Origin of the sequence: Paenibacillus sp. GCM10027629, from assembly GCF_042676425.1 — a bacterium.
In the GTDB taxonomy this organism is placed as follows: Bacteria; Bacillota; Bacilli; order Paenibacillales; family Paenibacillaceae; genus Paenibacillus_K; species Paenibacillus_K terrigena.
Genome location: NZ_JBHTGZ010000008.1, coordinates 20,437 through 42,537 on the forward strand (window position 1 = coordinate 20,437; position 22,101 = coordinate 42,537).

The 22,101-nt window shown below is 48.5% G+C and carries 25 protein-coding genes and 5 tRNA genes; 5 read left to right on the plus strand and 25 right to left on the minus strand.

Features of this window, described 5'->3' with window-relative positions; translation table 11 throughout:
• Positions 1-2 precede the first annotated feature (2 nt).
• The 5 genes from ACFQZR_RS08955 to ACFQZR_RS08975 all read right to left on the minus strand — a co-directional run bounded on the left by ACFQZR_RS08955 (position 3) and on the right by ACFQZR_RS08975 (position 4,117).
• The gene (locus ACFQZR_RS08955; RefSeq protein WP_379344998.1) at positions 3-755 is read right to left on the minus strand and encodes an amino acid ABC transporter ATP-binding protein; all 753 of its coding nucleotides are present in this window, start codon (positions 753-755) and stop codon (positions 3-5) included.
• Positions 752-1,462 carry an amino acid ABC transporter permease gene (locus tag ACFQZR_RS08960; protein ID WP_379345000.1) on the minus strand — a complete coding sequence of 237 codons (711 nt, stop codon included), beginning with the start codon at positions 1,460-1,462 and terminating at the stop codon, positions 752-754. The genes ACFQZR_RS08955 and ACFQZR_RS08960 overlap by 4 nt, the downstream gene beginning before the upstream one ends.
• Complete coding sequence (locus ACFQZR_RS08965; RefSeq protein WP_379345002.1) at positions 1,459-2,244, minus strand: amino acid ABC transporter permease; 786 nt, start codon at positions 2,242-2,244, stop codon at positions 1,459-1,461. The genes ACFQZR_RS08960 and ACFQZR_RS08965 overlap by 4 nt, the downstream gene beginning before the upstream one ends.
• Positions 2,245-2,279: 35 nt before the next feature.
• Positions 2,280-3,113 (minus strand): transporter substrate-binding domain-containing protein, encoded by an 834-nt coding sequence (locus ACFQZR_RS08970; RefSeq protein WP_379345004.1) that lies wholly within the window; start codon positions 3,111-3,113, stop codon positions 2,280-2,282.
• A 125-nt stretch (positions 3,114-3,238) separates the two neighbouring features.
• Entirely contained in the window at positions 3,239-4,117 is an 879-nt protein-coding gene (locus tag ACFQZR_RS08975; RefSeq protein WP_379345006.1) for a LysR family transcriptional regulator, read from the minus strand.
• Between the two features lie 255 nt (positions 4,118-4,372).
• Here ACFQZR_RS08975 and ACFQZR_RS08980 point away from each other — a divergent pair, with 255 nt between their 5' ends.
• The gene (locus ACFQZR_RS08980) at positions 4,373-4,915 is read left to right on the plus strand and encodes a GNAT family N-acetyltransferase (protein ID WP_379345008.1); all 543 of its coding nucleotides are present in this window, start codon (positions 4,373-4,375) and stop codon (positions 4,913-4,915) included.
• Between the two features lie 349 nt (positions 4,916-5,264).
• On the opposite strand, the gene ACFQZR_RS08985 is transcribed toward ACFQZR_RS08980, so the two are convergent.
• The 12 genes from ACFQZR_RS08985 to ACFQZR_RS09040 form a co-directional block, all read right to left on the minus strand.
• On the minus strand, positions 5,265-5,804 hold the full coding sequence (locus ACFQZR_RS08985) for a DUF1697 domain-containing protein (protein WP_379345010.1): 540 nt from the start codon (positions 5,802-5,804) through the stop codon (positions 5,265-5,267).
• 5 nt (positions 5,805-5,809) lie between these two features.
• Complete coding sequence (locus ACFQZR_RS08990) at positions 5,810-6,037, minus strand: hypothetical protein (RefSeq protein WP_379345012.1); 228 nt, start codon at positions 6,035-6,037, stop codon at positions 5,810-5,812.
• An 88-nt stretch (positions 6,038-6,125) separates the two neighbouring features.
• Complete coding sequence (locus ACFQZR_RS08995; RefSeq protein ID WP_379345014.1) at positions 6,126-7,097, minus strand: hypothetical protein; 972 nt, start codon at positions 7,095-7,097, stop codon at positions 6,126-6,128.
• Between the two features lie 20 nt (positions 7,098-7,117).
• Positions 7,118-8,116, minus strand: coding sequence for a hypothetical protein (locus tag ACFQZR_RS09000; RefSeq protein ID WP_379345016.1), 999 nt, complete (start codon positions 8,114-8,116; stop codon positions 7,118-7,120).
• 47 nt (positions 8,117-8,163) lie between these two features.
• Entirely contained in the window at positions 8,164-9,066 is a 903-nt protein-coding gene (locus ACFQZR_RS09005; protein ID WP_379345054.1) for a helix-turn-helix transcriptional regulator, read from the minus strand.
• Between the two features lie 142 nt (positions 9,067-9,208).
• Positions 9,209-9,400 (minus strand): hypothetical protein, encoded by a 192-nt coding sequence (locus ACFQZR_RS09010; RefSeq protein ID WP_379345018.1) that lies wholly within the window; start codon positions 9,398-9,400, stop codon positions 9,209-9,211.
• Positions 9,401-9,531: 131 nt separating this feature from the next.
• Positions 9,532-10,359 (minus strand): sugar phosphate isomerase/epimerase family protein, encoded by an 828-nt coding sequence (locus ACFQZR_RS09015; RefSeq protein WP_379345020.1) that lies wholly within the window; start codon positions 10,357-10,359, stop codon positions 9,532-9,534.
• Positions 10,360-10,503: 144 nt separating this feature from the next.
• Entirely contained in the window at positions 10,504-11,904 is a 1,401-nt protein-coding gene (locus ACFQZR_RS09020) for an alpha-L-fucosidase (protein ID WP_379345022.1), read from the minus strand.
• Positions 11,905-12,101: 197 nt separating this feature from the next.
• Positions 12,102-13,028, minus strand: coding sequence for a methyl-accepting chemotaxis protein (locus ACFQZR_RS09025; protein WP_379345024.1), 927 nt, complete (start codon positions 13,026-13,028; stop codon positions 12,102-12,104).
• A 90-nt stretch (positions 13,029-13,118) separates the two neighbouring features.
• A tRNA-Leu gene (locus tag ACFQZR_RS09030) sits at positions 13,119-13,200 on the minus strand.
• Between the two features lie 21 nt (positions 13,201-13,221).
• Positions 13,222-13,297 (minus strand) — tRNA-Lys (locus ACFQZR_RS09035).
• A gap of 35 nt (positions 13,298-13,332) precedes the next feature.
• Positions 13,333-13,407, minus strand: a tRNA-Glu gene (locus tag ACFQZR_RS09040).
• Positions 13,408-13,554: 147 nt separating this feature from the next.
• On the opposite strand from ACFQZR_RS09040, the gene corA reads away from it, so the two are divergent.
• Positions 13,555-14,484 carry a magnesium/cobalt transporter CorA gene (gene corA / locus ACFQZR_RS09045; RefSeq protein ID WP_379345026.1) on the plus strand — a complete coding sequence of 310 codons (930 nt, stop codon included), beginning with the start codon at positions 13,555-13,557 and terminating at the stop codon, positions 14,482-14,484.
• Here the strand turns inward: corA and ACFQZR_RS09050 are convergent.
• Positions 14,481-15,410 (minus strand): DNA-3-methyladenine glycosylase 2, encoded by a 930-nt coding sequence (locus tag ACFQZR_RS09050; RefSeq protein WP_379345028.1) that lies wholly within the window; start codon positions 15,408-15,410, stop codon positions 14,481-14,483. The genes corA and ACFQZR_RS09050 overlap by 4 nt on opposite strands.
• A 110-nt stretch (positions 15,411-15,520) precedes the next feature.
• Between ACFQZR_RS09050 and tlp the strand changes: the two genes are divergently transcribed.
• Positions 15,521-15,730: a small acid-soluble spore protein Tlp gene (gene tlp, locus ACFQZR_RS09055; RefSeq protein ID WP_379345030.1), complete on the plus strand. Its 210-nt coding sequence runs from the start codon at positions 15,521-15,523 to the stop codon at positions 15,728-15,730.
• Between the two features lie 134 nt (positions 15,731-15,864).
• On the opposite strand, the gene ACFQZR_RS09060 is transcribed toward tlp, so the two are convergent.
• From ACFQZR_RS09060 to ACFQZR_RS09070, 3 genes are all read right to left on the minus strand, one after another.
• Positions 15,865-15,956 (minus strand) — tRNA-Ser (locus tag ACFQZR_RS09060).
• A gap of 9 nt (positions 15,957-15,965) precedes the next feature.
• A tRNA-Asn gene (locus ACFQZR_RS09065) sits at positions 15,966-16,041 on the minus strand.
• Positions 16,042-16,088: 47 nt separating this feature from the next.
• A complete protein-coding gene (locus ACFQZR_RS09070) occupies positions 16,089-16,565 on the minus strand; it encodes a SprT family protein (RefSeq protein ID WP_379345032.1) in 477 nt (158 codons plus the stop codon).
• A gap of 312 nt (positions 16,566-16,877) precedes the next feature.
• Here ACFQZR_RS09070 and ACFQZR_RS09075 point away from each other — a divergent pair, with 312 nt between their 5' ends.
• Positions 16,878-17,225, plus strand: a complete 348-nt coding sequence (locus ACFQZR_RS09075) for a hypothetical protein (protein ID WP_018757647.1) — start codon at positions 16,878-16,880, stop codon at positions 17,223-17,225.
• A 238-nt stretch (positions 17,226-17,463) separates the two neighbouring features.
• Entirely contained in the window at positions 17,464-17,601 is a 138-nt protein-coding gene (gene cmpA, locus ACFQZR_RS09080; RefSeq protein WP_379345035.1) for a cortex morphogenetic protein CmpA, read from the plus strand.
• Between the two features lie 72 nt (positions 17,602-17,673).
• Here cmpA and ACFQZR_RS09085 read toward each other — a convergent pair whose 3' ends face one another.
• From ACFQZR_RS09085 to alr, 4 genes are all read right to left on the minus strand, one after another.
• Positions 17,674-19,878 carry a Tex family protein gene (locus ACFQZR_RS09085; protein ID WP_379345037.1) on the minus strand — a complete coding sequence of 735 codons (2,205 nt, stop codon included), beginning with the start codon at positions 19,876-19,878 and terminating at the stop codon, positions 17,674-17,676.
• A 95-nt stretch (positions 19,879-19,973) separates the two neighbouring features.
• A complete protein-coding gene (locus ACFQZR_RS09090) occupies positions 19,974-20,324 on the minus strand; it encodes a type II toxin-antitoxin system PemK/MazF family toxin (RefSeq protein ID WP_026263981.1) in 351 nt (116 codons plus the stop codon).
• A gap of 3 nt (positions 20,325-20,327) precedes the next feature.
• Positions 20,328-20,609 carry a CopG family ribbon-helix-helix protein gene (locus tag ACFQZR_RS09095; protein WP_018757642.1) on the minus strand — a complete coding sequence of 94 codons (282 nt, stop codon included), beginning with the start codon at positions 20,607-20,609 and terminating at the stop codon, positions 20,328-20,330.
• A gap of 239 nt (positions 20,610-20,848) precedes the next feature.
• A complete protein-coding gene (gene alr / locus ACFQZR_RS09100; RefSeq protein ID WP_379345040.1) occupies positions 20,849-22,027 on the minus strand; it encodes an alanine racemase in 1,179 nt (392 codons plus the stop codon).
• Positions 22,028-22,101 lie beyond the last annotated feature (74 nt).

Genomic DNA, 22,101 nt, shown 5'->3' on the forward strand with positions numbered 1-22,101 from the left:
TCCTAAATGCTATAGTTAAGTTCCGGGGTAATCCGCTTCAAAAACTGCTTCGTCCGTTCTTCCTGCGGATTGTTGAACAGCTCCACAGGAGTCCCCTCCTCGACAATGACGCCCCCGTCCATGAATACCACATGATTCGCGACATCTCTTGCGAACCCCATCTCATGGGTGACCACGATCATCGTGATGCCTTCCTTCGCGATCTTCCGAATGACCCCTAACACTTCGCCGACCAGCTCCGGATCGAGCGCCGATGTCGGCTCATCGAATAGAATCACTTCCGGTTCTAACGCGAGCGCCCGGGCAATGCCCACACGCTGCTGCTGCCCGCCGGAGAGCTGACTCGGGTAAGCATCCAATTTGCTGCCAAGCCCCACCTTCTCGAGCAGCGCAATACTCCGCGTCTTCGCCTCCTCCTTCGGCAGCTTCTTCACGACCACAAGTCCTTCCATGACATTCTCAAGCGCTGTTTTATGTTTGAACAGATTATATTGCTGGAACACCATCGCTGATTTCTGCCGGAGCTGGTAAATGTCTTTCTTACTCGCATGCTTGCAGTTTAATCGGTAATCGCCAATGACGATCTCGCCATCGTTCGGCTTCTCCAAATAGTTCACGCAGCGCAGTAGCGTCGTTTTGCCGGAACCACTAGGACCTAGAATAACGACGACTTCTCCCTTCTGTACGGTCAAATCGATCTTATTCAGTACCTGGTGGCGTCCGAACGATTTCGTAATATTCGTTAGTTGGATCATGCAACTCCACCCCGATTGTACAAATTGATTCGTTTCTCGATGACAGCGGTAATCCGTTCGATCAGGAGCGTCAATCCCCAGAAAATGAAGGCTGCCGCCAGATATGCCTCGAAAAACTTCCAGTTGGTCGACGCCACGATCTGCGCCTTCGCATTAATATCTACGACCGATACGGTAAAAACAAGCGTAGAACCGTGCAGCATCCCAATGACGGAATTGGACAGGTTCGGCAGGCTGACTGCCAAGGCTTGAGGGAAGACAATTCGGCGCAACGCCTGCGACGTTGTCATCCCCACCGAATAGGCCGCTTCCAGCTGACCCCGATTGACCGCGAGCAGTCCGGAGCGAATGACCTCTGCCATATAGGCTCCCGCCGTGATCGAGAACGAGATAAAAGCAAAGCCAATCATCGGAATCGACAAAGATTTGAAGCTCCATCCGAACTGTGTAGACAAAGCATCCACCAGCATCGGAAGCCCGAAATAAATCAGCAGTAAATGCGTTAGCATCGGCGTTCCGCGAATGAAAGTCACATAACCCGCCGCAATCTGGCTCAGCACTGGGATTTTATAAATTCGCAGCAGCGCGGTAATTAACCCAATAATAAAGCCTATGGTGACCGATACGGCCGTAATCACCAATGTCGTAGGAATTGCTGACAGCAGCTGGATCAGCGCCGTCCAGATAAAGGATGGATCCAGTTTCATACTTCTGCTCCTCCTTTTCCGGCATCCACGCTGGCAACCATGCGGCGATACGAACTTTTCCGCTCAAACCGGAATCTTCGATGTCCCGTGGAATCCGTTTCTTCATGTCTTAACAAGCGTCGTTCCGCAATGAGAAGCAGTTTCTCGAGTGTCATGCTAACGACGAGGTAAATCAAAGCAAGCGAGATATAAGCTTCGATAAAATGCTGTGTGAGCGATCCAAGCGTCTGCGCCTTGCCCGTCATCTCCATCACGCCAAGTGAGAAGGCTAGCGACGTATCCTTCAGCAGCGCGATGACCAGATTCGAGAACACCGGCACTGCGATCGCCATCGCCTGCGGCAGCACAATTCGGGTAAAAGCCTGATAGCTCGTCATGCCTACAGCATAGGCCGCTTCCACTTGTCCGCGATCCACCGCCGTCACCGATGCCCGTATCGTCTCCGACATAAATGCGCCGGTATGAAGACCGTATGTGATGATGACGAACACCAGCACCGGGGCTTTTGAAATATCGAGATGCGCCAACTTTAAGATTTCAGGCAACCCGTAATAGAACAGGAACAGCTGGATCAAGATCGGCGTCCCGCGGAAAAAAGAGACGTATATTCTAGCTAGCGTGTTCAGCACCGGAATCCGGTATAGACGGGGAAGGGCGATGAGAAATCCCACGACAATCCCCACCAGAAGCGAACCTCCCACGATCAGCAAAGTCATGCCCAGTGTCGATAGCAGCTTTGGTAAGTAGCCAAACACATACGTAATATCAAACGGGGCTCCCATGAGCTTCCTCCTCCCCTTCTAGGTCCTGTAATGCCTTATTTCTTATCCGCGGTAAAATCTGAGCCGAGCCACTGCTTGCTGAGCTCGCCCAGCGTACCATCCGATTTCAGCTCCTTAATCGCGCCGTCAATGTCATCCGCCAGCTTCTGCGATGCCGGATCATCCTTACGGAACACGAAGAGGATATCGGCTTCCGAGAGGTCGTCGCCCGTTGTCTTCAGCTTGCCTTGCGGATCGATAAGCGGCAGCGAGAAGTCTGCGCCAACCGTGGCTTCCACGCGCCCGTTTGTAATCTGATTCACCGCATCCTTCGCCGCGCCGCTCTGATAGACGATGTTGATCGCATTGTTATTCGCTTTGTTATAGTTCTCCAAGATCTGAGCCTCGGCGCTTGTCGCACCAGTCAGCACCTTCTTGCCTTTCAAATCGTCTAGTGAGTGAATGGAATTGTTGTCCTTCGCGACGATGATCTTATTTCTCCAGTGCGCATAAGGCTCTTTATTGAACAAGTACTTTTGCTCGCGTTCCGAATTCTTCTCCATCTCATGCGCCACGAAATCGATTTTCTTCGTTTCCAAGCTCAGAAGGAGATTTGCGAATTCCTGGGTTTGCAGCTCGAATTCATATTGCGGAAGTCGTTTATCGATCTCTCTGACCAATTCCACATCAAAGCCCGTTAATTTGCCGTTTTCATCGATGAAGCAAATCTTAGGAAAGTTCGTGCCTGTGCCGACCATAATTTTTTTAACCCCTGCAGACGCATTAACGGTTCCTTCTTTGTCTTGATTCGCTGTCTTCTCGCCAGTGTCGCAACCAGCAATCACCCCCGTGAGCAGTAACGTTGCAACGAATAGCCATGATTTACGCATGATCTCATCCCCTTTTCACTAAATTAGATAATTCCTATCTGTTTAGTATGAATTTGTTGAAACTAACTTTACCGCGATTTGCCCTTCGCGTCTAATAGAGTTTTTCTATTCGTATATGCAATTCCTTAATGGAGCACATCCGCGCCCCATTTCAGCAGTGACTCCGCGAATTCCGTATGGACATCATGTAATGTAATCAGGTTGGTCTGAAGCGCAATGCCCGTTGTCTCTGTAATATTCACAGGGACGAGCAGACCCGCCTCGACTTCCTCTTGCACGCATAGCCCGGGGAGGAAGCAAATACCCGCCTGGCGCAAAACAAGCTTCTTCGCGGTCTCCGAATTATCGACCTGAAACACGATGTTAGGGGGCTGCTCCAGGCTCTCGAAAACCCGGTGAATCCGCAGCCAATCGAGCGATCCGCATTCGAAGAAGATCAGCTTCTCATGACGAATCTCACGAATATCCGCTCTTCCTGCAGCAGCCAGCGGATGGTCCTGATAGACATACAAGCGGATCGGATCTTCAAAAAAAGAATAGGACTGGAAAGCAGGGTTCACCAATTTGCGCACGATGGCCAGATCCAGCTCTTTGGAAGACAGCTTAGCAGCCAGCTCATCCGTTGTCGCGGTCGTAATTTTAAATCGCATATCCGTGAACCGTTCTTGGAGCCGCATCAGCAGATGGGGCATCAAATAATTCGACACCGACACGGTGCATCCGATCCGCAGCTCGTTAGGCGTTGCACTTTTGGCGTGTAGATGATGTTTGCCTTTCTGATACGTCTGAACAATTTGCTGCGCAAAAGGGAGGAATTGCTTGCCTTTGTCCGTCAAATGAATTTGCTTGCCGAAGCGGTCAAACAACCGGCAGTCCAGCTCTCGCTCCAGTGACTGAATGCGGGCAGTAACTGTCGGCTGGGACAAGAACAGCACATCCGCCACCTTATTGAAGCTCCCGTAATGATTGATGTAGACAAAGGCTTCGATATTCTCAATATTCAATGAATCCACCTCCATATTATTCATATTATTTAGATAAAAATAGACGGTTTTAGGACAGTCGTAAGGGACATAAATTATTTTTATCTTATGGAGTTGAATTTTTATTGTCAATCCAAATTTACGGTGAGCTCAGCACTTTATCATTGAATTTTTCAATAACGTTATCGACATTTGTTATTTCCTATATGTTTAATCGGAATATAAAGTTATACTGGATTACAAATTTGATGAAATCGATGAGAGGGAGTGACCGAGATGACAGCACCACAAGACATTCGTATCCGTGATGCAGAGGAATTCGAACAAGAGGCGATCACGCAAGTCATGATTGAAGCCTATCAGCAATATGCACATGATCTGCCGCAGCCTCGTTGGGAGGAATACCGGGATTCCATTCGGAACTCCGTCTACGGTAATGCAACTTATGCCCGAATTGTCGCTGAACTCGATGGGGTGATCATCGGCAGCGTCCAGATGTTCCTCTCCTCGGAAGCCGCCTATGGCAAGCCAGAACTGGGCATTCATTCGCCCATTATACGATTGCTAGCCGTATCGCCTGACTATCGCGGACGCGGCATTGCCACGCTTCTGATTCAAGAAGCCGCACGCCGATCGGTAATGCTGGGTTATTCCACGCTCCATTTGCATACATCGGACATGATGGCTTCCGCCGTGCAGCTGTATGAACGTCTTGGGTTTGAGCGTGCATATGAAGCGGATACCCGTAACGGCGACACGCTCGTGAAGAGCTATTGGCTCGATTTACACAAGGCTTCCCTACTGGAGCGTGTGGTATAGCACAAAATTCTAAGGCTGCAATCCGCATGTTGAGCCAACAATCTAAGGGTTATTCCGTACGAAATGACCTCCAATCGTGCCAATCGCGCCACTTTTGACTCCTATCGTGGATTCCATCCATCATAGCGCAGCATATTGCGTGGTGAGTCGCACCTATACTGGATACCTGCAGGGTAGGACACGCAAATCATCTCTCAATCACCCAAACCGGCCAAAGTTACTGCAAAAATCCACTATAGCAGTCCAATCGCCGCATTATAAGCTGAAGTTACTGCAAATATCCAATGTAGCTTAGGGTGGTGGATGAAAGAAAAAAAGGGGGCGCCATGCCCCCTCCTTCATTTTATCCCTATGGCATCGCCTTCGCCATCTCCGACAGCTTCGTCATGGTGTTCCAATTACGCGTCGTTACGCGGTCACCGAGCTTCTGTAGATTCGTCGCGAGCTTCGAATCCAGAACACTCTGGCGGAATAAGAAGTAGATCTCGTAGCCTTGCAGCTGAAATTCATCGATTTCACTCTTTCCATGCGATAATATTTCCGCGATCTGCTGATCCGGCTTTTCCGTTAATACCGAGACTTGTATCGTCTGCCCTTCGGTTAGGCTTTCTGCTGCATAAGGGCAGTCTGCTATGATCTTCTCCATTTGCTCTGCCGTGCGGAGTACAACCGTCGGCGAGACGCCGAATTGCTCGCTTATCTTAAGCTCGATCCGCTTGCGCAGCACCTCCGCCGTGTCATCCGAATGGAACAAAATATTCCCCGTCTGTAAATACGTCTCCGCACCAACAAACCCCATCGTCACTAACATCTTTTTGAGCTCCGCCATCTTAATCTTGTTTTTGCCGCCAACGTTAATGCCGCGTAGGAATCCAATATAGGTCGTCATCGTCATCATCCTCTATTCGTAAATAGTCGAACATAATGTCCCTGCTTCTTCATGAGCTCCTCATGCGTACCCGCTTCAACCAGCCTACCCTGATCTAACACAAGAATTCGATGAGCTCGTCTTGCCAATTCAACGTGATGCGTCACGATGACCGCCGATTTGCCGTCTAGGAATCGAAATAATTGTTGGATGACCTCTTGCTCTCCGGAAAATATAGGTTTCCATTTCTCCATAATCCCCACGTGCTAAGCTGAGATCGATTAATTCGAAATAGTAATGGCCCCGACTTCTGATAGCCAAAATAAGACCGAAGTCCTCCCCCTACCGCAAACCGATATCATCGAACCGATTGTGAATCGTCTCTCGCATCAGGCGCTTGAGCGATTGGACCGCTTTCTTCTCTAAGGCTTTTGCATCTCCGAAGAGATCAATGATCGTGTTGATGGGGGCAAGATCATCGCTTCGCTCCACGGAAACGAGCAACCGTGCGGCTTCTTCGAAAATTTGCGCCACGTCGCGATACTTCACTGATGCGTCACGCAGCTCCGGCCAATAACGTTCTAAGGCAGCGACATAGGTGGCAATGTCTTTTTTCGCGATCGCATAATATTGAAGTACTTCTTCCGCACCTGACGGATCATAGTTCCCCGTTCGGAATGCTTCGATCATCGCATCATAAGCCGCTTCGCCACAGGCATACTCGGCTTCAGGCAGCATCAGTTCATGCGTCTCCCATTTGAAAATCGCTTGGACCAATGATTCTTGATAAACTGCAATCTCATCCAGTGCGATATGACCTTCAAGAAATTGACAGTACCAATAAGGACTATCACCCTTGCCGAACTGCGCATAAGGGAGCGCTCGATAACCTTCGGCCTGCCCGTCCGAGATGTAGAGTACTTGCTGGTCTTCATCATAACCCGCTACGACTACGAACCGATCCTGCCAGATGGTGCAGCCGATCCCGCGGTCTAGAGATTTCCGAATATCGCTCAGTGCCTGCTTCTGATATAACGGAAACGTCGGTTCGAAATGGAATCCGGCAGCTGACGAGGCGGTAACCCCGATGAAGTCCGCAGCTAGAAAATTCTCCGCTATCCAGTTATAGGCCGATGTGGATTCAGCTGTGAGTCTACGATCTACGGTAAATCGAAAAGCCGTTGCAGTCATCCCGGCGAGCATCGATTTCGAACAGGTGATCCACCCTTGATGCATAAGAATCGCATGCAACGCATCGATATAGCTGTTCGCATGCTGCGTCAACGTCAAATTTTCCAGTAACACCTTCTGCAACGCCATCCCTCCCTCTCTGTTCAACGTGGTGAATGGGCTCCCCATCTGGGCAGCGTGGTTCGTTTACGATCCGGATACCGTTTACTAATCACTTGGAAAAGGCGAATCGCCTGATCTTCCAGCACCTCCGCCACCCCCAATTCAGCGACGAGCTCCGCGATTCGATCCGAATCAATCTGACGTACGCCTTGATTCTCTTGCATACAACACATCATGTTCGGAAGCATCTTCACAATCTCCTCGTAACAGTTCAGCGCTCCCAGCAGCTGGGGCCACATCCCTTGGACATCTCTCAGATAATCTCGAATTTCCGTTCTTGAGACCGCATAAGCATCCAAAATATAGACCGCACCGCCTGTATCATACGCTCCGCCATGCAGCCCTTCCCGAAGGAAGGTGTGCGCTAGCTTGCCTGAAGCGATGTCGGTGTTCGGCAATGTTTTATAAGGCGTATGCCAATCCTGGATCGCAAGCCGCAGTGATTCAAGAACCATATCCTGAAGCGCAATCGCTACACGATCCCCGAAAGTTTCATAGTACCAGAACGGGGTGAAGTTCAGCCCAAAATTATCATACAATACGACCTGACTCTCCGCATTCCATCCATCCTGGACATAAAACACCTGATCCGCATCATCATACCCCTGAATCACCCCGAACTCGGGAATCCAATAGATGGCGCCTACCCCACGATCTAGACTTTGTTTGACGGCGATCACAGCTTGCTCTTGATACCATCTAAAGGTAGGATGCCTTGTCCTTCCTCCATCGATCTCCGACAAGAGACCAAGATTTGTAACCGCCGGTTTATGCTCATTACCCCACTGCCCATAGGCCGATACCGAGAGAGGAAGAAGATGCTCATGGACTGACATTTTGAAAGCCATTCCGGTTAGTCCAGAGAGCATATATTTGGGACCCTGAAACAGCCCCGCCGCAGTTAAGATCGCATATAGACTGTCGATATAGGATTTCGATTCACGTTGTAGACAGATATTGTGTAAAAAGACGTTAGACACACCGGTTAATCTCCTTTCCGTTTATTCATGAAATCATCGCACACGGTTCACTCATCACGTCTTAATCGATCGACTGTATCATGACATCGGGCTAACAGTTTCTGTCGCAGCCATTTCGGAGATCGCAGCGACTCCCATGGTGTTGTCAATAAATGCTGCAGGAATGCGTCAATATCATGGAATTCCACATCCATCGCTGCCTCATCTTGGGCGACAATGCGGTAACCGTGCCAAGAATCACCTAGATGTGGGCGAGAAAGAATGACGCGGGCGACAAAGGGTTTGCGACGCAGAGCTTGATGTCCTCCAACGCCATCCATATCCAAAGTCGAGCTAAGTTCGAATCGCTCCTTCAGCACCTGGATTTGCAGCAATTGATCGAGCCGAATTGTGCGCTGTGAACGCGCCGTTTCACAATAGACAACAACATAATCCGCGTTAAAGCGAGAGATAAATTTCAGCGGGTACATACGAGCATGTTGCGAACTGCCCGCATCGTCTAAATAAGTCACATCCACCTTCACAGCATCTTTGATCGCCTGCGACAACTTTTCAAAATGCTGAATGATCCTGGGATTCAACTCAAACTGCGGCAATCGGTTATTCATGTCGTATGCTTCGTTATCCGTAAACCGATCGAGCACATGGGCAATGCGCTGCACCGTCTCCCCATTATCATAATCATATTGCCGATAGCGGTAAGCGAGGTATTTCAGCACCTTCTGCTCTTCTTCCGTCATATAGAGGTGCGGCAGCACATACGTCTTATCCTCATAGCTGTAACCTCGATGCCGTGCGATATAGAGAAGTGGAGCTCGCAGGGACGCTGCCATATATTCAATATCACGCTGGGCCTGTCGCCGAGAGATCTCGAATTGTTCAGCGATATGACCGCTGTTCGGATACTTCCCCTCACGAATCCGTTGATCGAACCAGTGAATGCGATGCATATGGCTCAAGATTTCCCCTTCCTTCCTTTTGTTGTCAAAAACAACGATAACTCTATTACATCACTCGCATATCTAGCTTGGCAAGCCCGAATCAATCGAAAAGCCCGTCCCCTTCGGGACGGGCCTCACTTATCTGCACGCATTAGATTAACACGGCGGAATCCACTCTGCTCTGTTCTGCTTTGGAGCATTTCTTACAGACGGTCACGGCTGTACCATCCGACTTCGTACGTGGATAGAGCAATTTGATTCTTGTGCTGCTGCAGACCGGACAAGTACCTCGACTGCGGGATGGGAGTCTCCACAAGGAGCGTCCTCTTTTTGGTTTTGACATGGCTATTAGGCCCCTTTTCTATTTTTCCCCATTATAAAATAGCTCCTACGACATATGATGTCGTAGCACACCACGAATTGGAGTACATGAAAAAAAACCCATCGAAATGGGCTTAAGGGGATAATCTGTCATCAAAATGATTTCACACGTGCTTCATAGGCCGCTACAATCGCATGGAAGCTAGCAACGACATCCTTCGGATCTTGGTATTCGGCTTCGAACATAAAGGGGCCTTCATACCCGATATCCACAAGTGCTTGCAGCACTTCCGCCCAATTGACAATACCTCGACCTGGAATCCAGTGCTTCTCATCGATGCCATCATAGTCTGATACATGCAACGTCTGAATACGAGACCCGACCGTTCGAATAAAATATTCTGGAGTTTCGCTTAGTAGATGATTCGTGTCGCAACATACGACGGCTTCTGACGCATCTGCGATCAAAGCTAGAATCTCCTCTGCATTCTTCCCTAAGCAGGAGCGCGGAAGATCCTCCACTGCAAGACGTAACCCCCGTTCTGCCGCCTTCGCACTCAAGATGCGAATGGAGTCACGGGCAGCCTCTAGACGGCCTGTACGCTCTTCATCCCCAATCGGCTCAAAGCTGGGATGAATGACAACACAGTTCGCTCCCCAGCCCTGTGCCCAATCCATAACTTGCACATTCGCTTCGACGACCGCCGCGCGGGCAACCTCATTGGTGAGTGAGATATCCCATAGATCGCCGAACGGCAAATGGACCGACCAAATTTCAAGGCCTACTTCCTTCGCCGCCAATACCGCTTGATTGTAACGATCATAATTTTCTTGCTTCAGCGTTTCCGATAACGATTGATAATTATCCAAATTCAGTTCAATGCAATCGAATCCCGCTTCTTTGAGTGCTGTCAGCGAATGGGACTCTCGGCCCGACCAATACGTGCCTAGTCGCCACGATGCAGGTTGTACTGTTTGCATGATTACATTTCCTCCTTATACCGCAATGAAATGAAGTAACGATTTGGAGTATCATTTTCCATTTTAAACCTTTTATCCAATAAGAAAAAGCCGATTTCACCCTCTTCCTAAGGCGCATCGGCTTGATCTATTCATTCATTACGTCTATTCAGTCACAATTCGAATCACATGGGCAATCGGACAGGAGCCCTGGACGGCTTGTTCTGGCAGCACAACTTTTAACCCTGTATCTGTACGTGTGTAATCTAACGCCTCGCTATTATCGAACCATTGTACATCCAAGACCGCTCCGTCATATGGAATATGTATTTCTTGTTCCATTGCAGCATCTGCTGTCTTGTACAGCTTGAAGCAGAAGACCTCGCTGCCCTTCCGTGTGAACGCATATCCATCTCGGAAATAAGGCTCCGCAATCCGCGTGCCGTATACGGCTTCACCGTATTGTGCCAGCCATGCGCCCAATTCCTTCATTCCCCGTATTGCGCCCTCAGGCAGTCTGCCATCCGGCTGCGGACCGACGTTTAATGCTAGATTCCCACCCTTCGACACAATTTCGAGCAGTAGATGTACGATCTCACGACCGGATTTGTAGGTATCCTCATATTTGAATGAAAATGACGTGCCCAACGTAATACAGCTCTCCCATGGGATATGCATCGCCTGCTTTGGAATCGTCTGTTCTGGCGTAACCACGTTCTCATACGGCCCGCCGACAGTGCGATCCACAGCTAACAACCATGGCTGATGCTCGCGCATTCGATCCACAATTTCATCCAACCGAATGTCCTGCTTCCGCTCTCCACCGCGAACCCATCCCGCATCGAGCCACAACATATCAATGCGGCCGTAACGCGTCAGCAATTCTTCAATTTGGTCGTGCGTGAACTTCACGAATTTCTCCCATAGCCACGGATACTCAGTCGGATCATAGGATGGCCCCCGCCACATATGCTGCCCGCGTTCCATCCCCGGCGCCCAATAATATGGTGTGTTCCAGTCGGCTTTGGAGAAATAAGCCGATATCGCGAGACCTCTGCTGCGGAATGCATCAAAGATGTGCTTACATAGATCTGCATAACGGTGCATGTGAAATGGCGTCTCTGGCCCCGTAATACGATAATCCGTTGTCCGTGTATCCCACATGCAGAAGCCGTCATGATGCTTGGTCGTGAAGGTCAAATATTTGAATCCGCCCTCCGCCGCGAGATCGGCCCATAACTCCGGTTGCACGCGAATCGGATTGAAAGTCTTATTCAAATCAACATATTCTCTTTTGAAGTTCTCCATATCTTCAGTCCAGTCCACGCCGCCACGGGACCAGTCACCATCTGCATCACTTAAAGCCCACGATTCGACTAATCCGAGCTGTGAATAAGGACCCCAGTGCATCATCAGGCCAATTTTCTGATCTTTGAACCATTCCAATCGCTCCAGCAGAACCGGGTCAGTCGGCTTCACCCATTCCGATTCAGCACTATAGTTATGAACTCCTTCTTCAACCTCCGATTCGTTCACAACGTTTTGATCTGTTTCTAATGCATCCATTTGATACCCTCCCATAAATTCGCTTTAAGTTGAATTGAAATGTTGTGCATGCCCCCATTGTAGATCCCCACGTGATAACCAACAACAAACAAGAATAACCCGGTTTAACCTTTTTCACTTGTCTATATAACAAGAAAAAGCAGCGATCCTAATCACTGCTTTCACTGTTTTCTACAACCAAACTATTTTCAACAGAACTATACCAATTGGCTGAGCGCTTTTGCCTGCACTTCAAGCTTACCTGTCGCTTCACCAATCCCTGCAAAGACATCCACAGCGTACTGAATTTGTTCCCGGCTATCTTGAATGGCCGCTTGGGAGCTTTTCGTACTGACGTCAATCAGCTCGACTTGCTTGGAAATGCCTTCAACCGTGTCCTGTATCTCTTTCGCGGCTTCTTGAACCTGGTGCGCAAGCTTCCGTACTTCTGTCGCTACAACATTGAAGCCACGTCCATATTCACCAGCATGCGCAGCTTCGATGGCTGCATTCAGAGCAAGGAGGTTCGTACGGGAGGCAAAATCATGTATCATTCGTACAATGCCCCCAACAGCTTCTGTCCGCTGTTCCAAGTCTCGTAGAAAATCCAAATTGCTCTCATTCTCACGAACGACGCGTGAAATGGCCGATGCCACTTGTCTACTACGTTGAATTCCTTCTTCCGTCCGTTCCAATAGTTCTTCCGCCATTTGATGCAGCTCACTCGTTACCCTGGCAGCAGCAGCTTCTCGTTCTGTAATATCTGTAGCAACCTTAAGAACCGCCACGACCTCTGAATTCTCATTATGTATCGGCATATACGTAGCTTCGAGACAAAGAGTCCTCCCGTCTTTCGTCACGCGAATGATCTTCTCTTGAAATTTCTTACCTCGCCGTAAATTTTCCCACAGCATATTGTACTCTGCGCTCTTCGCGAAGCTTGGTGTACAAAATTGACGATGATGAATGCCCTGTAACTCCGAAACTTGATATCCCATCGCCTGAGCAAAATGTTGATTCGCCCAGAGAACCTCGCCTTGCACATTAAATTCGATCATAGCCAAGGATTGCTCTAATGCCGACAACACCGATTCGACTTCTAATACCTGCGTACTTGTATGGACCACACGTGTCTCTATACTCAAGCTTCATCTTCCTTTCAAATCCGAATCAAACCGTTCTATTAATACGAAAAAGCCTGGAATCCTCTAGGAATTCCAGGCTGCTTCATGTAATGCGGTCGGCGGGATTTGAACCCGCACACCCTATGGGCGCCACCCCCTCAAGATGGTGTGTCTGCCGTTCCACCACGACCGCATGTTACGAGGGATATAAAACTGGTGAGCCATGAAGGACTCGAACCTTCGACACCCTGATTAAAAGTCAGGTGCTCTACCAACTGAGCTAATGGCTCTTACTGACTGAACATGATGAGCCCAGTATAAGAAATGGTGACCCGTAGGGGATTCGAACCCCTGTTACCTCCGTGAAAGGGAGGTGTCTTAACCCCTTGACCAACGGGCCTTGCTTATTAATTTCGATCACGATCTTCCGTGACAACAGAATTTATATTATCAGATATTCTTGGACATGGCAAGTGTTTTTTTAACTTTTTTTCATGAACAATCGATATGGTATAATTATTCCAATTCCAGGAGGTGTACAAGCATCATGCTAATTTACAATCAAGCAACACACCAAGTCTCAAAAGCCCCCCTCCGCATGCCGGAGGACCACGAAATCGTATGGATTAATATGATTCAACCTTCGAGTGAAGAGATTCACCATGTGCTCCAAAATATGTTCAATTGCCACCCGCTATTGATCGAAGACTGTATCAAACAGAACCAACGTCCCAAGCTCGATCAATATCGCGATAATGTACTCATCACATTCTATACGCTAGTGCACCCACTCAAGCTGATTGAACTCGATATTGTCATCGGTGCGAATTACATTATTACCATCTGTCAGACACCACTGCCCTTGCTGCACGAGCTGTATGAGAAGCTTCAACAAATTGAAGGACGAATCGACCATACCGGTCGGATTCTGTACTTCATTCTCGATCGATGCGTAGACCAATTCGTAGATAGTATCTCTGTCATTGAAAATAAGTTGGAGAGTTACGAAGAAGCCGTGTACAAGGACCCCTATGTCCGTATATCGCAGCAGGTCTTCAAACAAAAACGCGCGCTCCATCATATTCGCCAAGTGCTCGCTGATCAGAAGACCTTGATCAGCACGATCAGCCACCGTCAGTTCCCTTATACGAAGGAAGAATCGAACGCCTACTATATGGACATATACGATCATATCTCCCGGGCAATTGATTCGATTGATATCTACCGTGAATCGCTTAACAGCCTAGTGGAAATGCAGATGAGTATGAAATCTGACCGGATGAATGAGATCATGAAGACGTTGACGATTTTCAGCGCCATATTCCTGCCCCTCATGTTCATGTCTAGCTTATACGGCATGAATTTCGAATATATGCCCGAATTGAAGTTCAAGCTCAGCTACCCGATTATTCTCATCATCATGGCGATCATTGCCGGAAGCCTCTATATTTATTTCAAAAGAAAGAAGTGGCTCTAACTGCCGGCCCGTTCCTTCAACTTATCATTGAGCGTCTCCCACAGATAGAACGTGACATAACTGGACCACGGAGCCCAAGCGGCTCCGATCCGACGCACTTCCGCTTCGGTCGGTTTGTCCTCCATCCCGTAGAGCTTCTTCACCCCATTGCGAAGACCGATGTCGGCTGCAGGCAGCAGATCCGTCCGCCCCATTCCGAACATCAGGAAGCATTCAACGGTCCAACGTCCAATCCCGCGCAGACGACTAAGCTCCGTAACAATCTCATCATTTGTCTTCGTGAAGAGTCCATTCAAATCAATCTGTCCCTCAGCCACCAATCGTGCAAAATCAATAACGTACTCTGCTTTACGCTGGCTATACTGCAATTCGCAAAGCTGACCGTAATCAAGTCGGGCCACATCTTGTGCCGAAGGAAACACAGGCAGCTCTAGCCCCTCCCACATGACGGGTTTCGCTGTCAGCTCCATCAGTCGCCGATTAAGCGTCGATGCGAACGCCAAATTCAACTGCTGTCCAATAATCGTCTTCGTCATGCATTCGAACAAATCTGCTTCAAGAATGAATCGTAAGCCGTAGAAGCGTTCCACTAAAGGTTGATATAGCGCATCCGCTGCCATCTGATCGTAAAAAGACTGGATATCTAAATCCGCCGATAACATAACACGAATGTATTGCTTGAACCCCCCCACATCGTTGATATGTCTAAGACCATCCCCATACAACGCAATTTGCAGCTTTGGGTTCTCGATACTTCCAATCGAATCGACCGCAAGCACAAAGACCTGATCATCGAACCGAATCGTTCGCAATAGTCGATCACCTTGGAAACGGAACATTTCGTGATTCACACCTTGCAGACGACGAATCATTTTACCAAAATCATAGGGCGCACGAGGCTCCATTTCGTAGATCAATCTTTCCATTCATCACGAACCGCCTTTCAAATGTACAGAATAATTATCCAATGCATGAGAATCCTCCGTCGAAGGAATCTTATAGGATGGATTCAATAAACAACGAGGAGGCACACCACATGGCTAAACCAGATGATCGTTCTGATAACGCAGAGAAAATTCAAAACGCAATTCAGAACACGAAACAAAACATGGCTGAGACGAATCAATATCTCGACGAGCATGCCGACGAGATTTCTGGCAAGGAAACCCGTCAGTTAGAGCATAAAAATGAGAAGCGCAAAGCCGCGATCCGTGGACTGGCTGATGAGCTGCAAGACGAACAATAATGAGCGTATGCAAAATAACCCCACAAAGTGATGGATTGGCTTAGAGGTGATTCAGGACTTTGCGGGGAAGCACGAAACTTTATCAATTCTAATGAAAAAAAGAGCCTTCACAGGCTCTTTCTAATTGTTATGTATGGCGGAGAGAGAGGGATTCGAACCCTCGCACCGCTTACGCAGTCTAACCCCTTAGCAGAGGGTCCCCTTATAGCCACTTGGGTATCTCTCCAGATAAGAATGGCTCCCCGAACAGGACTCGAACCTGTGACAACTCGATTAACAGTCGAGTGCTCTACCAACTGAGCTATCAGGGAATATTCAAAAGTGACATGATTTAATTTATCACGAAATGTAAGCGAAGTCAAGTCACTTCAAGTATAAAAAGTTCAAGCCTCCCTCTACACTTTCCACAAGCATATTTTCGCGGATCCATACGCCGTTTGCGTTTATACGACATCCCGCATCGTCCACATCGCAGCTCATATCGATAGGGCTCAACACGTCGCTTTGGTTTCATTGTCGTCGGCAGATGACTGCAGAATCGACTCCCGCCAACCTGCTCGAGTAAAGCCTTAAACTCTGCATCTCGATGCTGATAACCACGCTTCTGAATATGCAGATGATAGTGGCATAATTCATGCTTAATAATCTTCTCAACCTCATCCGCTCCATGGGCTTCCAGTTGATGGGGATTGATCTCAATATCGTGGCTCTTCAGAAAATAACGCCCGCCCGTCGAACGCAGCCTGGGGTTGAATCTGGCGCGATGCCGGAATGGGATCCCGAAAAACTCTAATGAAATGCGTTCAATCCAAGCTTGTAATTCCGCGTCATCCACTGTCCATCTCCCCTTCCAATGCTCGTCCGCCAACTCTTAAATTGTAACGCCAACTTAGGCTGCGCTGTCAAGTAGTGATTGCTTTGAATTCTCTGGATATATCCCATTCGTGAGGGCAGCACACGCCGGATCAATTAGCACCTAAGAATGGCGGATATACCGATCAGCGCCGTCAATCCAAATGCCTGTATTTCCGAGTCATTCTACCTTCCTTTTCCCTTCCGCACGCCCTCCCTCTAATGCTTGAATTGTAACACCTACTTAGGCTACACTGTCAATTAGGATCGTAAATTGAGGGGAGATTTACTACAAATGTCGAAGATGCGTTACATCATTCTACAGCATGAGAGCAGCCTTGAATTTATCGAGATGCCTAGCGATTATGCTTATCAACTTAGTGCATTGAATCTACGCCTGAACAAAGAAGTAAGCAAACTTACCGCCGAAGAGGTTCCCGTTCTTCCATTAGCGATTGCAGAATGCGATTCGCTGGAGCTGCTGCAAGAGACTTCAACAATCGAGGGCGGCCTTGATTATTTGAATCGTCTGGAGCAATCCTTCGCATCCATTCAAGAGAAGAGCTACCCGCTCATCTCGCTGCTTACGGAAATCCGCGCCTTGCAAGCGCAATTAGAACAATGGTACGAAGAGGAAGCGTGAAAGAACCCCACAAATTGGAGTAATGGCTTCGAAGCGGAATCAGGTACTTTGCGGGGACCCCGGGAACATATAAAACAACTCACAAAGTGAGGCCTTGGCTGTGAAGTCAATTCAGTTGCTTTGCGGGGACCCCAAAGGCATATAAGTTTTATTCCTTGTCATCTGCAACTGGACGTGCACAGGATTGCCTTTCCGCCCATATGGTAATATTACACCAGGTTTGGGAGGAGGAAGGGCAATGCCGCAATGGCTGTGCAATCAACTCATGAAAGCCTTCCACAAGAAAGACCGTCGGCAAATCAAGTTATTAAATGATTGTTGGTTCTTCTATTCACGAAGATCTATGTCCACTCACGAAGAGACATCGAAAATGTAACAGGGTAGCGCCCAGGACATCATCTACTGAAGTCCCACGGGCCGCTACCCTGTTTTATGCTATAAGTAATGGTTAAGATGGTTTACGCATCGTTAACCCAACACGCCCCTTCTTCTCATCCACATTAAGTACCCATACTGTCACATTATCTCCAACCGAGACCACGTCCATCGGATGCTTCACGAACTTGTCGCTGAGCTGTGAAATATGGACAAGCCCATCATTCTTAATTCCGATATCCACGAAGGCTCCGAAGTCGATTACATTGCGAACCGTTCCGTGCAGCTCCATCCCTGGCGTTAGATCCTCGAGCTTGAGCACATCCGTACGGAAAATCGGCGGCGGCAGCTCCTCACGCGGATCTCGGCCTGGACGTTGCAAGCTGTCTAGAATATCACGGAGCGTCGGAACACCAACCCCAAGTTGATCCGCTACACCCGAGGGATCAACGATCGAGAGAGCCGCTGCAAGCTCCTTCGAACCCACTTGATCAAGTTCATAACGCAGCTCCTTGAACAATTGATCCACGACATTGTAGGATTCCGGGTGAATCGGCGTCCGATCGAGTGGATTGTCTCCATCACTAATTCGCATGAAGCCAATACACTGCTCGTACGTTTTCGCCCCGAGACGTGGTACCTTCTGCAATTGCTTCCGTGAGGTGAATTTGCCATTCTCTTCGCGGTACTTCACGATATTCTTCGCAATCGTGCTGTTCACGCCTGCGACGTACGACAGGAGGGAAGGTGACGCCGTATTCACATCGACGCCGACATGGTTCACGGCCGACTCGACGACTGCGCCTAAGCTTTCTTCTAATCGTTTCTGCGTTACATCATGCTGATATTGTCCGACCCCAATGGCCTTCGGATCAATCTTCACCAATTCCGCGAGCGGATCTTGCATCCGGCGCGCAATCGATACGGCGCTGCGCTCAGCGACATCCAGATCCGGGAACTCTTCCTGGGCAATCTTCGATGCGGAATACACGCTGGCCCCCGCTTCACTAACGATCAGATATTGCAATCCGCGTCCTTTGTTCTTGCTCATCACATCCACGACGAACTGCTCCGTCTCCCGCGATGCCGTACCGTTCCCGATGACAATAAGCTCAATGTCATATTTGCTAATCAATCGGTTGAAGATGGCCTCGGCTTCAGCTACTTTATTGTTCGGCGGTGTCGGGTATGTCACCGCTACCTCGAGCAGCTTACCTGTCTCATCGACAACAGCCAGCTTACAGCCTGTACGAAAAGCTGGGTCGACGCCAAGAACGCATTTCCCTTTGACCGGTGGCTGCAACAGCAAATTCCGAAGGTTGCCTGCAAAGATCTGAATCGCTTGCTCCTCCGCCTTCACCGTTAATTCATTACGTACCTCACGCTCAATCGAAGGTGCAATGAGTCGTTTGTATGCATCCTCGATGACCGCCGTCAAAATATCCTGAACGACAGAGGCGCCCCGAAGAACCTGCTTGCCAATGTATTGATGTATACGATCTGTCTGTACATCAATCGATACTTTGAGGATATCCTCCCGCTCTCCACGGTTAATCGCAAGTGTACGGTGCGGCGGCAGCTTCTTGATCGGTTCCTGATAGGCATAATACATTTCATAGACCGATTCCTGCTCCGCATCCTTCGCTTCCGTACGAAGAAGTCCTTGATCTACTGTGTATTGACGCACCCACGCTCGAATTTTTGCATCATCCGCAATGATTTCTGCCAGGATATCCATCGCACCTTGTAATGCTTCCTCTGCGCTTGCTACCCCTTTTTCGATGTCTACGTATGCAGCAGCCTCTTGCAGGGCATCCCCTTGCTTCGGCTGTGCCCAAATCCATGCAGACAAAGGCTCTAGCCCTTTCTCCTTAGCCACACTTGCTCTCGTCTTCCGCTTTTGACGGTATGGACGATATAAATCTTCAACCTCTTGCAGCTTCTCTGCGCTTACAATCGCCTTCTGCAGCTCTTCCGTCAACTTCCCTTGTTCATCAATGATACGGATCACTTCACGCTTCCGCTCTTCTAAGTTACGCAAATAATGCAATCGTTCTTCAATGGAGCGAAGCTGATTCTCATCCAGCTCTCCCGTCATTTCTTTTCGGTAACGTGCTATGAACGGGATTGTATTCCCTTCATCGAGCAATTGGACAGTCGTCCGCACCTGCTTCAGCGCGAGCCCAATCTCCTTCGCCATCTGCTTCATAATACGTTCGAGTTCTGCGGCTTTCATTGCTTCTTCTGTTGTTCCAGCCACCGCTTTCTGTTCCGTCATTCACAATCCCTCACTTTGTTAACATACTTCTTCTATTGTCTCAAAATGACAAAAAAAAACAAGGGCTCTCGAAGAACCCTCGCAAGTCTAGTACTTCAAAATTCGATTAATCCAATGCTGATCTGGAGACCGTCGTCTACCTTACGCATCGTTTCCTCATCCAGATGAGTGATCTTATCGGTAAGCCGCTGCTTATCGATGGTTCGAATCTGTTCGAGCAAAATAACAGAGTCCCTGTCAAATCCGTGGGTCTCTGCATCAATTTCCACATGCGTCGGCAGCTTTGCCTTCTGAATTTGCGCTGTAATAGCCGCGACGATGACGGTTGGGCTGAAGCGATTGCCGATGTCATTCTGGATAATCAATACAGGTCTTACCCCACCTTGCTCCGAACCGACGACAGGCGAGAGATCCGCAAAAAATACGTCGCCACGCTTCACTATCAATGGTTACACCCCGCTCACTAGACGACCAAGAGTGCCCTCCGCATCTTCCTCCGCGTAAAATGCTTCCGATGCCATGGTCAAATTAATTTTGGCCATCTCCATATAGCCACGTTGCATCGATTCCCGGATATACCGTTTCTTCCGATCCATTAAATACAACTTCATTGCTTGCCGAATAAATTCACTTCGGTTGGAATTTTCCTTTGCCACGATCCCATCCACTTCTTGCAGCAGATTGTCCGGCAGACTGATCATGATCCTTTTCGTGTTCTGAACATTGGACACTTTTACTCGCACCCCCACAAACTTTCAACAACAATTAATACCAGTATGTCGATAACCGAGGAAATTTATACAAAAGAATATATATGCTTGATATATACCAAGTATGATCACTGGATTAGCATATGCCCGCGAATCGGGTGTTATCGGCTGCTATACTCATGTACTTATTCGAGAATAGGATGCGAAAACCCTTTAAATACGACAATGAAATTATTGGTAAATATTGCTGCAGTTCACTTTTATATCAATCGATTGTCAATTTCAACTGGCATACCGTCACGCATATAGATACGCGGTACACGATTGGCCAGCATACAGATGATCTCATAATTAATAGTACCTGTATGTACTGCAATTTCTTCAACACGAATCTGTTCTTCGCCTTGTGAGCCGATCAGGACAACATCTTCCCCAGCCTGAATCTCCTCTACATCAGCTCCCAGATTGCTTAACTGCACCATGCATTGATCCATACAAATCGTACCTACGACAGGTACACGTTGACCTCGGATCAATACTTCCACTTTACCGCTCATCATGCGTGAAAATCCGTCGGCATAACCGACAGGCAACGTTCCGATGCACTCATCTTCCTGCTCGGTGATATATCGTTTGCCATAACTAATCCCGATATCTTTCGGCAGCCGTTTCACGCGTGTGAGTCTCGTCCGCACCGTCAATATCGGTTTGAGCTCTACCCGCTCCTTGAGCACTTCTTCGGAAGGATAAAGTCCGTATAAGCTAATTCCTAGACGCAGCATATTACCTGTCAATTCAGGCAGATCAATCCCTGTTGCACTATTCCCTGTATGAATGATGGGAAGCGTGATGCCGCGCGCTTGCAACATATCAACCGTTGCTTGAAAACGCCGATGCTGTCCCATTGTATATTCCTTATCTGCCTCGTCTGCACAGGAGAAATGCGTGTACATGCCTTCGACTTCCACCTGCGGCAAAGCAAGCATCTGTTCCACAAAATCTGCTGCTTCCTTACCATATAAAAGGCCGAGTCTGCCCATTCCTGAGTCCACTTTGATGTGAACCTTAAGCTGCTGCGGGTCTTCAGGTAAGGCTGCAATCGCCGCTGCAACCTCTTCACTGAACACGGTTAGTGTAACACCATGTTGTCTTGCAACAGCCACCCCTTCAGGGCCAGTATATCCTAGGACGAGTATTGGCGTCTGTATTCCTGCATCACGCAGTTGAAGGGCTTCATCCAAAAACGCTACGCTCAAATAATCGATACCGAGCCGCTCCGCTTCGCGTGAAACGCCAACCGCTCCATGTCCGTACGCATTCGCTTTGACACAAGCGAGAAGCTTCGTGTCTGCTGGAATCAAGCTGCGGAATGCCTCGATGTTATGCTGCAATGCGTTTAATGAAATCTCAGCCCGTGTCGGGCGATAATATGAATTCAATAACTCCACCTTCTCTTCAAGCGTCACAATGTCCGATTCTAATACACATTATTTAATCCTAACGGCCTGGAACT